This window comes from Bacillus canaveralius (assembly GCF_002860125.1).
Lineage (GTDB): Bacteria > Bacillota > Bacilli > Bacillales > Cytobacillaceae > Bacillus_BJ > Bacillus_BJ canaveralius.
On the sequence record NZ_PGVA01000029.1, the window covers coordinates 1 to 12,458 of the forward strand.

Below are 12,458 nucleotides of genomic sequence, written 5' to 3' on the forward strand. Positions count from 1 at the left end.
CACTTTTCCGCACTGACTGGCTCAAAACTCCGCACATGTGGCTCAATTCATATGCAATAATCATATCAAGTTCATTTTTTATAACACGTACTTCTAAATTATTTCTGTATGAATCGTTAAACTTTTCTTCCATATTATCTAAGAGGGTTGAGGTATCAATCCATTTTACAACTTCATTAAAACCTAAGTTATGTTTTCTACTCTCAGCTTTTACTTTTGTATTAATCCTGTATGTTGGATAAAAACTTGTATTTACTAGTTTAGAAATTTCAGGATGCATTCGAAATTGTGAAGTTAACGTTTCTTTAGCTTCTGGTGAACAAAGTTCAAATATATCTTCAAATAGACTCTTTTCTAGTTTTTTTATATTAATTTTAGCTTCTAAACCTTTATCTTGAACTAGATTAACTATTGGAGGTAATTGCTTATGGTCACCAACTAAAACAATTTTTTTACCTAATAACATAGGAAGAATAAGTTCAGGAGCAGTTGCTCTTGCAGCCTCATCTATAATTACCCAATCATAAGTTAAGTTTCTTAAAGTATGTCTTGATGCAATACCTACACAGGTTGCTGCTACAATTGATGCTTCTCTAGCAAAGATATCATCAAACTCATCCAATAGATCTAATCTATTTGTCCAATTTTTTATAATATTTATTGTCTCCACGACTTTTGAATCAAATAATCTAGCATCTATTTCATCTGGGTTAATAAAAGTATTTTTATTTAAATGAAATTGCATATACTTTCGTAGTTCTTTATCTTTCCCATATGATTTCTCAATATATTCTATCGTATTACTTATAGAATTTGACTTTACTTCCTCAGCCCAAGCTTTAATTTGTTCAGTAGCTAATAGATTTTGTGCGTCCTTAGATATTTTCTCACTTGTCCCTACACGTATAATTTTCTTATCCGAATGTGTTTTAAGAACATTTTTTAGCAAATGATCAACCGCTACATGAGAAGGGGATGTTATTAATACTGTAGACTTTGAATCCTGTAAAAATATTTGATTTATTAATTCTGTTATTACTGTTGACTTACCTGTCCCCGGAGGACCTTGGATTAGAAAAACATCATTGGTTTTTAAAGCTTTTTGAACAATTTCTTTATTAGCCTCATCAATATTTTGATTTACAAAGTCTAAGTTTAAATCAATTTTTTTCATTGTTAGTTGCTCAGGATTAAGAAGAAAATCTATTAAATTTCTATTGACCGATTCATTATTTTTAAGTGAATATAAAGCGTTACTATATCTTTTTAACATTTTGTTACTCATCGATATATCAACTCTAGTTTCACCACGTTTACTTAAATTTTGAATTTCTACATCAGAAAGTAAGGCAACCTTTAACTTATTTTCTTTTATACTTTTTATTGGTCCAACACTAACAAACTTATTTGTTTTTGTTTGTAATTTTATGTAATCACCATCTTGCAACATAGAGGAATCATAATTAGTGTCCATAGTTATTGTTAAAAAGTTGTTTGAAGCCTCATATTCAAAACTATCATAATTGCCTATTCGTTCCCTGTTAAAGTTGATCTGTTTAAGTATTTTTAATACTTCCTCCCAATCAGCTATTAACTTATTTTTTTGATCTATTTTTTCCATTTTTTGTTTAAACGACTTAAAGCTCATATCAATTTCGTTTAATAATTTATTTAAATCAGAAGATTCAATTCCATTTGGTCTTTCTTGAGTTATATCTAAATTCAGCTTAATCTCGATACCTTTTGATTTTTCTAATTCATTTTCATGATATTTATCAATCGAGAAGACTTTAAAAACTTTCAAATATCCATTTTTTCTATCTGGCAACAGATGGTATTTAATTCCATTACCTATCAAGTAATAATTATTTTCAGTTTTGTACACAGTAGATTCAATTAAACTTTGCTCTATAAAATCCTTTACAGCATTAAAATGGGTACTAGAAACTTTTCCTATATCTTGTAAATTTCTATTAATAATCTGCGGGATAAATAGTTTAACATTACCATCTACTAAATTAAGTTTTATTTCAGTTTTTAAATCTTCAATGAAAGTAATCAAACTTCTATATCTATCTTCCTTATTAAGTCTTAAAGATTTACGTAAAATATCTTTTATGTTTTCAGACACATAAAGGGAGTCTATAGACTTATAAAGCTCTTCTTTATCTTCAGGTGGTTCACTACCAGTAACTAAATAATAAAATGTAGCTCCAAGGGAAAATATATCGCTTCTAAAATCAATTTGCTGCCCTAATAAATGTTCAGGGGAAGCATAGCGTTTGGTAATGTGGTCTTTTAAAGTATGACCGGTTCTGAATAAATACATATCCAAAATTTTGCTAACACCAAAATCAATAACCTTTACTTCCATGTTTAAGTTTACTAACACATTGGACGGTTTAATGTCTCTATGTATTATCCGCTTATCATGAGCAGCTTGAACACCGTTTAATAATTGAATCATAATATGTAATTGTTGAACTTTTGAGGGCTTATTTTTTTTTACAAATTCCTCAAGGTTTTCTCCCTGAAAATATTCCATAACTATATAAAAATTATCTCCATCAATTCCAGAATCTTTGTATTCTATGATATTTGAATGGTTTATCATTGAGAGAGCTTTTGAATCTCTATGAAATATTTCTTGTAAATCACTGAATTCCAAACTACTATAATTTTGATTTAATATTTTCACCACAATCGGAGTTCTTCCTTTAACCGTATAACCTTTATAAAGGGTACTTTGAAAAGTATCTAACATTTTTTCTTCAAGAACATACTTGTTTGTTAGAATCATTAGTATCTAACTCCCTACAGTTTTATTAAGAAAAAGTACATATCAATTGAAAGCGCTGCCTAATAAAAAGAAATGACTTCAGTTTGTTTTTAGTTACTCCCTTTCATTGTATATTTTACCATAAACCTTTCTACAATCTTTGCTATAATTTACATTTAAAAATAAGCTGAAGAAGGTTATGCATGTTTTAACATCGACAAAAATAACAATAAAAAATGCTACGTGTACTTGATTTTATCCTTTAATAAAAACCATGTAACGAGGCATTTTTCAATTAGTATTTAATTTGTTTGATTAGTAAATTTTCCAATTTCCTCCATTACATTCCCGTCATCCATATACTCAGCAATCCTCTGCACAAGCAATTTATTTTCAAACATAGCTTTTCGAATATCCGAATGAGATTTTACGTGTTGAAGATTATTCGCATCATCAATTATTAACTTTGCTATATAGAATGAACTTAAGTTTTTCTTCCTGATTTGGGAAGGATTTTTGTACATCACACGTCGAATAGAGATTTATCATGAATGGGCGGTGATGTATAATGACATCCACTGTTGACGAATTGCAGGAAGTTGAGAAGAGACTGAAATCAGAAAAAGATCGTCGCATGTATGAACGTTACCAGGCAATTCGCCTGCATCTTTTGGGAAATACCAATAACAAAATTGCAACCATTCTTAACCGCACAGATAGAACCGTTGGAACCTATATCCGAGCCTATAAAAAAAACGGATTGGAAGGTCTTTCTATGAAGTTTTCAAGTGGAAAGCCGACACGGTTAACGGTTGAGCAGCAGGAACAATTGAGACAGACCATTGTTGCCCGACTCCCTCATGAGTGCGGTTTTCCTGCCAAGTTTAACTGGACGCTAGATATCATCAGGTCGTACATTCTCCGTGAGTTCGGACATGAATACTCCATCCGGGGTGTGTCGAAATTGATGGCGCGAATGGGTATGAGTTACACAAAGCCCACCTACACCCTAGCTGCAGCTGACGAAGAAAAGCAAAAAGAATTTGTCGAAACCACCTTCCCTGAGGTAAAAAAAATACGATAATGGCGAAATTGATCACATTTTGTTCGAAGATGAAAGCATGATCCGTGATTACCAGGCGCTACAGTACACATGGTTTGAGAAAGGAAAGTAAAGAATCATTAAAACCACCGGCAAACATCGTGGCGTAAAACTATTGGCAACCGTTGATTACGTCACTGGTGAAATCGTATGGCAGGAGGAAGAGCAATACACGGCAGAAGAATTCCTTGCCTTCCTTAACAAAGTAACAGAAGCCTATCCGACCGGGAACATTGTCATGATCCTGGACAATGCGAGGATTCACCATGCAAATATGCTTGAACCCTTCCTCAAGGAAATGGAAGGAAGACTGAAACTTGTATTTTTGCCACCCTACAGCCATCAACTGAATATTGTGGAGGGGCTTTGGAAATGGCTGAAATCCGACGTCATCAACAATGTTTTCTACTATACGGCAGCTGAAATTCGGAAAAACGTCCATACCTTTATGGAAAATATAAATCCTATGAAAGTCATTGACCGCCTTTGTGTAAGGATGGAGTCAAATGCAATTCAGGAAAATCTTTAATTCAACTTATATATATACCTCAGTGAAAATTACTCTACCGGTCCAATAAATGGAGAATAATAAATATAACTGTAATTAATTGAATTTGTTTATCACTATAGTAAAATAGTACTAAGAAGATAATTGGTTACCTGTAAGGAATAGAAGGCGGACGCGTAAATTGCTACCTGTTTTTTCGTTAGGAATTATCTAGCTATATTAATCTATAATTTAAAAGGAGAAATACAAATGTCGTCAATTACGTTTACTAATGGGGTTATTAATTTAGAAGATCTCCAATATGAAATGAACAGAAATGTAAAGAATTATATGATTGACACACCTAATTGGAGCGTAGCAGCATCTAATTTAAAATATTTATTATCTCAAACTGCTTCTTTTTTTTATGATTTTATAAAAAGTGGTGAAAGACCTACCCCTAACCAATACTGGTTTGTTTTTGCAAATCTATCCTCCCAGTTATGTTTCAATTATGGTGCTGCACTTTATAATCAATTAAGCGAAGATAACGTTTTTAGTAAGGAATTTGAAAAAGTTGAAAATGCTTTAATTACTGCTGCTATGGTAATGCCAAATTCTAATGAACAAGAATATATTGAGTACCTTCAAATGATTGAAGGTACGTATGTTCAATCCCTCTTAAAACAAGGAACAGTTACTCAAATGTCCCTTGTCGAATTTGTTTTATCAAAAAACAATAATTTAGATCAAAATTTAATAAATTTCTTCACTAATATTCGAGACAATTACATACCTTCATAAATTATTTTAAAAGCAAACTAGAAAAATCTAGTTTGCTTTTGTATGTTATTTTATTCCAAATCACTCTAGAACTAAGCATTCTTTTTGTACTAACCCGTTAGTGGAACAAGAAAAAGGCATTATCTCAGCTTTAAAGGAAAGCAACCGTGAATAAAAATAATACTCGTTCGAATTAGTTATTACATTTTAACTACCCCTTTAAATTTAGATAGCGTTTTTTTCGCAGTTATTTAAAATCCCATTATGACAAGACCGCTTTCGTACTAACCTTCCTCGTTAATTAAAAGGCCACTGACTTTCTCCCTGTTTGTTACAGATAACGAATTATTCACTTTCTAATCGGGCATAATGGACATTTGTAAACAAAAAACATGGAAAGAGAGGTCATTCAATGAAATGAAAGGACATTTCTATAGGAGAGGCTGTACGTGCAAGAAGTAGAACTGCAACTGCGGATCCAAATGGGCTTATGTGGTGGACATCAGAATTGATCCAGTGACTGGTAAACGAAAACAAAAGACCAAAAGCGGTTTTATAACCAAGAAAGAGGCTGAAATAGCTGCTACTGCTCTGATTCATGAGCTAGAGCAGTGATTCTATATCGAGGAAACCAGTCAGACGTTTAGCGATTTTGCAAACGAATGGCTTCCCATCTATAGTGAGGCAAAAGATGTAAAGCCCGGAACCATACGAGTCCGTCTTCATGAAATCGGGAAATTGCTGCCTTACTTTGGCCAATTAAAGTTAAAAGACATTACTGCTAAACGGTATCAAGATGCGTTAAACGATTTAAAGGACCAAGGATACTCAGATAGCACAAGAGAGGGGATTCATCGTACTAGCAGGATGATTTTTCGAAAGGCGTTAGAATTTGAACTCATAAAAAAAGATCCAACAGAATTCGCCTATCTCAAAAAAGATAAGAAGACCATTGAACAGCTGGAGGAGGAAGAAGTCCCAAAGTATCTTGAAAAGGAAGAGCTTGCCCTATTTTTAAAGACAGCCAAGGAACATGGTTTGTAACACGATTACTTGATGTATCTAATTCTTTCGTATACAGGTATTCGAGTTGGTGAATTAGTGGCACTCAAGTGGAAGGATGTCGATTTCGTGAACCACACGATCAGCATCACTAAAACGTATTATAATCCAAAAAATAATACGCTAGAGTATCAACTGGTCACTCCAAAGACAAAAAAATCACGAAGGAAAATCATCGTGGACGAAGATGTCATAGATGCTTTGAAGGAGCATAAAAAAGTTCAGGAGGAAGTTATTGAGAAGTTAGGTGCTGCTTACTATAACCAAGATTTTATTTTTGCCAAAATGGAGCGACAATATGGTTATCCTATTGTGATTAAAACCGTACGAGACCGAATGAAAAGGCTGCTCGCTATCGCAGGCTTAAATGAAGATTTAACACCGCATAGTCTAAGACACACGCACACGTCACTTCTTGCCGAGGCAGGTGTCACTCTCGAACAAATCATGGATCGTTTAGGTCATACTGACGATCAAATTACGAAAAATGTGTATCTCCACGTAACCCAAGAGATGAAAAAAGAAGCCTCTCAAAAGTTCGCTGAACTCATGAGAAGCCTCCGTTAATTTACCTCAATGTTAGCAAAATGTTAGCAAACCACTCTCATCTTACTCCAAAACCCATTCATATCAAGGGTTTGAGGGCGTTATTACATCATGCCGCCCATCTATTAACCATATAAACATGAACAAACGGACTTTATAAAACCCATTAAATCAACGTTCATTCGTTTACACTAAACATAAATAAGACCAATATTAAACATAAACATGAACAAAACATGAACAGTTATCTTTATCGTATTCTTTATGTGACTATCTGGAATCTTAGTCATTTTTATTTCCATCTTTAATCTTTTGTCCAGCAACTTTACTTTTAGTTAAATGCAGGGGAAATAAACATAATTTTAAATAAAAAGTTTTTCTATGAATTGAGGATAGGTCTTGCTACATCTTAACGAGTTATCATAATTCGGATATCTTGAACGGCTGAACCAGTTGCAGCCGTATCAACTTCCTCCTCGAAAAGATCTAATTGGAATTATTAAAAAACATTTTCATAAACGTTACCAGCAACGTGATTGTAAAAAAATCCGGATGCTTACCCTCCCAATTAAAGGTATTTTGCCCTCGAAAATTCTTTCAAGCAACGTTGAAGCTTAGAAAAAGACTTAATAAACCAATGCACCCATGCCCTCCAATGATTAGCATGAAAGTTGAGGTCGCGGGTTCGAGCCCCGCATAAGGGGTTAGGCGTTTTTTGTTTTCTATAATTATTATAGATTAGCTTGTTTTGTTATCCAATTGATATTTACTAACCCTCCCAAATTATCCTGTGAAAATTTCATCTAAAAAGTTGTCATTTTATTAGCTTGGAAACCCTACGAGTGACCTGGTAAATCCGGGTAACACAAACATCCACCAATTCTTACATTTAACTTTTCTTTAAATTGCGTGAGATAAAGTATGTTTTTTACGTTCTTTCAAAGGTGGGATTATTTTCCATAATATGGAAAATAATTATCTGCTTTAAATCAACGTTTTTCCCTTTTAGGTTTCCTCGGATCTTAACCGACTTTATGTAAAGGGTATTCAAGGGGTATTCAAAATAAATACGCTGGCCGGCTATTTACAGGAAACCTTGCTTAAGTTATAAACAATCACTTATCAAATCGAGCCTTGACTACATGTAGTCAAGGCTCGATAAAATGAAAACTGTAAAGGAATTAAGCTCAACTGCTCATAAACTTTATGAAACTGTTTCTTTTTAATACTCTGATGTTTTATACATAGGGATTTTTGTCTGCTTTGTTTAGGTTTCTTGTTATTACTAATCCATTTTATGTTGACAGCACCAATTAATAAAAAGGCTCATAATTCAGAATCCTTGAGCAACCTTTTTAAAGATTATCTAATAAATTTCATCAAAAATTGATGATGAGTTACCGTTATTAACCTGACTCCCAGAAATAATCCGATAATCCATTTCACTTGCATTAGCTATTTCATTTGCGGCTTTCTCTTTAGCACGTACGATTGGATCATCAATTTTATTATCGCCCTTAACCTCGACAATCAGCATTTTCCCATCAGTTTTTTCGATTAAAAAATCGGGATAATAGCTTCTTACTGTGTTGGAGTCAGGGTCTATATATTGAATAAAGAAGTCCGACTGGCCGTGTGTCAGCATACCAGTAAAGTAAATCTTTTTTATATCCTCATGACAAACAATTTCTTCAAAAAATTTCTTCTCCGGCGTAGAATCAAAACAGTATGTGTCCAAATGGAAACTTTTGTCAACAAAGCCTTTAAAATTAGTGTCATTAATCTCAACTACCAGTTTAGGGTTAGCTGTCATTTGATAATAGCCTTCTTTAGGTTCTTTAACCAAATAAATCTCTTTCGTTTCCTTTTTCTCGTAACTTTCCAATGTATATAATTCGTTAAACAGTTTTGGAATAATTAAGTCATAGAGCAGTTCGTTATATTTATTGACGTAGTCCAATACCTTTTCGTACCCCTGCTTAGATCCAGCTAGAATTTTATGAAGCTCAATGCATGAGCGATTTAAGTATCTTGATATTTCGGCCACAAGTGTAAGTTCGCTGAACTCTCTTTTTTCACGGAAGTCAGAGAGATCCTCACTAACTTTTCTATTAATCTTTCCGCCAACTAATCCACTTTGTTCTATATGAATCAATTTGTATTTTTCAAGATCGACTTTCTCAAATTCAAAGTCAACTGCATTAACGAGCTCTTTTTCTTTTAATTCGTGTAGCTTCTTCTTACGATTTACTTTTAATTTAACTGAAGGCGGCACTAATTTAATAGTATAGGTCTCATTAACACTGTCTTTTTTGGACAGCTCATCGATACTCATCCGGAAGTTTTGCTTTAATTCCTCTTCAAGAATTTGCATATTTTCTTCTGAAAGATAAACATTCGCTCGTTCCTGAACACTTCCAATTGCCCTCAAACATCTCATTGTGGCCTGTAAAACAAAGATCTTAGACTTCGGTTTTCTAAATAACGAAACACCAAATAATGATCTACAATTCCATCCTTCTCGCCCTTTGTTTACCAGAAGAATAAATTGTTTATCTGATGAAGGGTTATCCAACCGATTAAATTCTCGTATGTCATCGTTTGTCGTTAACTTGTCATCGCCGACATTTACTAATATTTTATGAAGCGGTATATTTAATTCGTTTAATATCTCTTCCAAAGCTGGCTTTAACTCATTCTTGAGTTCCTCAATCGTACTAGCAAAGATGGCCAACTTCGGCAGCATGCCTTCATAACGGTTTTCACCGTAATTTTCCCAGAATCCTTTGACTGAAAGGTTCAAAAACTCCTTTGATTTAGGATTCGTGTATCCATTAACAGTAACCTTTTTTAGATACTTTTTATCAATAGCATCTTTTAAACCATATGCATATACAACCTCAGGAAAGACTTCTTTTCCAGCGTATGGTGTACCGGTATAGTTGTAGCAAGCCACTACCGATGTTCCTGATTTCTCTAAAGACTTTGCCAATTCATTGATTGTTAGTCTTAAACTTGTTTTGGCCGTTTTCAAACCCATATCCTTTGCTAAAACATTACCGAATGAATGATGGGCTTCATCGACGAATATTCCTAGTTGCTCAAGCCTAGTTAGCTTGGAAAACCTCTGATTGTCGATTAACTCTCCTTCATCCTCTGGCTGAGCAAATCCATATAGATCAGCTATGTCATCATATGCGGATCCTTTATCAAAAGACGGGGCACTGAATAGTTGATCAATTTTACTTTTTTCTTTATGCTGTCGCTTTAAAATAATTTTTTGTGTATTAGAGATAATAATATTATATTTTGAACGGTCAATTGTGTTTAAAGTTGTACCGGTATCCTCTAAAAAATGAATTTTTAAGTGTGTATTAAGCCAGCTTAAATACTCGGATGGCACAACTTTTGCTCTATCGAACGTTTGAATTTCTTTAAGTGATTGCAACACCGTTTTATCTGGCGCGAACACCAGTGCATTATGACAATATTTTTTATCCTTTGGAAATTTATTGGCCAATAAGAATTCATAAAAGATGCAAGTTGCCATCAAAATGGTTTTTCCTGTACCCATTGTTAAAGCAAAGATATAGTTTGGATAATCCTGAGCAAATTTTTTCATGCGGGCAAATACACTTTTATACTGTTCCACATCAATACTAAATATGGTACCTTGCTCGCCAACTGTAAATCCAAAATCAGTTCTCTTCTCAAATCCATTTTTCCTGTAATACCAATCCTCAAATGTCTGATGGACTTGTCTATTATCTAGGTATTCCTTAAAGAAAATGTACATTTCCAAAGCTTCAAACTGAGGAGTTCGGAGATAAGAATCTGGATTTGTAGAATCATTAAAATCCAGAAACTTCTTTGACAGCGTGCGATAATTATTACGAATTCGACCACGATTTTCCTCGTAGAAATCCCTTAAATAATTGAAAAAAGCAAAGTCTAACGCGAATTCTTTTGTACTAGCCATTGTCTATACTCACCTCAAATGATTCAGAGAGAAGATCAGTAATTTTTATCCGGATTGTTCCAACATCCTCTGGGATCTCATAAATTCCTTTTACAAAATCATCTTTCTCAGGAATGTCAACGACAGCTGGCTCTAATACTGCTCCATCGTAATTCCAATCAATCATTATCGACTCGACAAGCTCCTTCCAATCTTCAACATTCTCTTTCATAAGGCTCAGTTTTTGAAGAAGATTCATTGGGTAGAAATTCTTTACTACAAGTTTATTATTCTCAATTTCGATTTCTGCTTCTGAATCGCGCTTAAATTCAAGGTTTGATTTATCTCTCAAGATATCGACCACTTCAACATCCAATTTATACCCTGTTTCCTGTTCTAAAACGGCTGCTAAATCTGGTTCGTGTCCCATACAGACTAGGAGCAATTTTTCTACGGGATGATTTGGTCTTTCTTGCTGCCGTTTTTCAAAAGTTTTGTAATCAAAATTGGTAATGAGTTCATTTAAATCAGCTTTAGTAGCAATTCTGTTGACCGGCATAAGTTTCACCATACGCCCATCTTTTTCACCATCATACAGTACGTTGTTATATATTGGTTGTATTTCTAATGCTTCAATCAGAAGCTCCTTTGCTTGTACTGGATTACGGAAAACCTCATAATTATTAACATTAAAAATTTCAAAACCAGGGATTACTTCCTCTGTTTTGTCTAATATTTTTATTAATCTTTTTGTAGTAGTCTGTATAGCCCCTAAGTTAATGTCTGCGCCAATAAAGCGACGTCCAAGTTTCATAGCAACAGTTTGTGTTGTGCCCGATCCCATAAAGCAGTCAAAAATTAAGTCGCCAGGACTACTTGAAGCTTCTATTATTCGCTGTAACAGTTTTTCAGGCTTTTGTGTAGGATATCCTGTGGGCTCAATTTTATCAGCTGGTTGCAGCATCGATAATTTCCAAACATCATCTATAGTTCTATGAGTCGAATCAATATAAACAATATTTCCTTCTTCGTCCTTTGCATTAACAAGCGATTGAGTCTCACTACTCCAAACCCTTTTGATTTGTCGGATTGGTGTTTCTCTTAATTCCCTAATTTTATTAAATGTAAATTCTTTTGATTTCGTATAAATCAAAATATTATCGTGATTTGATGCAAATCTATTAATATTCCCCTGCATCTTATTGTAGTAATGCCATATAATCTCGTTTTTAAACGCCTGCGGACCAAATATTTCATCAAGTATGCATCGAATATATCCACTTTTATGCCAGTCACAATGAACATAGATGGTTCCCGTATCAGATAGTAACTCTTTTAATAACACTATTCTTTCATAAATAAATTGAAGAAAATCATCATTACTCCAAATATCAGTATATTGTTTTTCTTCAAAAGAGCTAAGGTCACTGTCAATCCGTTTTCCTTTAAGTTTAATTCGTTTTTTGTAGTCTGCCTTAGAATCATATGGCGGATCAATGTATATTAAATCTATTTTCCCTCTATATTCTTTCAATAAGTGACTCATCACCTGTAGATTATCTCCCCAAAATATCTTGTTTATCCAACTATCTACAGCTTCTCCATGAGTCTCTTTTAATTGTGCAGGATAATATTGCGTTGAACTAAACGGGCGTTTCCCCTGCCAATTCAACATGGGATATCCTTTAATTGGCTCAAATTCGTATTTGTCCACGTTTATGGACTCTTCATATTTACTCAA

4 protein-coding genes and 2 pseudogenes are annotated in these 12,458 nt (G+C 33.8%); 3 read left to right on the forward strand and 3 right to left on the reverse strand.

The annotated features are described in order from the left end of the window. The coding region (locus CU635_RS13775; protein WP_245917471.1) for an AAA domain-containing protein at positions 1-2,800 on the reverse strand (2,800 nt) is incomplete at its 3' end. Between the two features lie 544 nt (positions 2,801-3,344). On the opposite strand from CU635_RS13775, the pseudogene CU635_RS13785 reads away from it, so the two are divergent. The 3 genes and pseudogenes from CU635_RS13785 (at position 3,345) to CU635_RS13795 (ending at position 6,780) form a co-directional block, all read left to right on the forward strand. Continuing rightward, positions 3,345-4,410, forward strand: a pseudogene (locus tag CU635_RS13785) (IS630 family transposase). Positions 4,411-4,638: 228 nt separating this feature from the next. After that, a complete protein-coding gene (locus CU635_RS13790) occupies positions 4,639-5,172 on the forward strand; it encodes a hypothetical protein (protein ID WP_101577962.1) in 534 nt (177 codons plus the stop codon). Positions 5,173-5,643: 471 nt separating this feature from the next. After that, positions 5,644-6,780: pseudogene (locus CU635_RS13795) on the forward strand (site-specific integrase). A gap of 1,345 nt (positions 6,781-8,125) precedes the next feature. Here the strand turns inward: CU635_RS13795 and CU635_RS13800 are convergent. Further along, a complete protein-coding gene (locus CU635_RS13800; RefSeq protein ID WP_101577963.1) occupies positions 8,126-10,738 on the reverse strand; it encodes a TnsA endonuclease N-terminal domain-containing protein in 2,613 nt (870 codons plus the stop codon). After that, entirely contained in the window at positions 10,731-12,458 is a 1,728-nt protein-coding gene (locus tag CU635_RS13805; RefSeq protein WP_245917472.1) for a site-specific DNA-methyltransferase, read from the reverse strand. The genes CU635_RS13800 and CU635_RS13805 overlap by 8 nt, the downstream gene beginning before the upstream one ends.

Excerpts from the sequence above, each read along its gene's own strand:
- CU635_RS13790 (WP_101577962.1), top strand. The coding sequence starts at position 4,639 with ATGTCGTCAATTACGTTTACTAATGGGGTTATTAATTTAGAAGATCTC.
- CU635_RS13800 (WP_101577963.1), bottom strand. The coding sequence starts at position 10,738 with ATGGCTAGTACAAAAGAATTCGCGTTAGACTTTGCTTTTTTCAATTAT.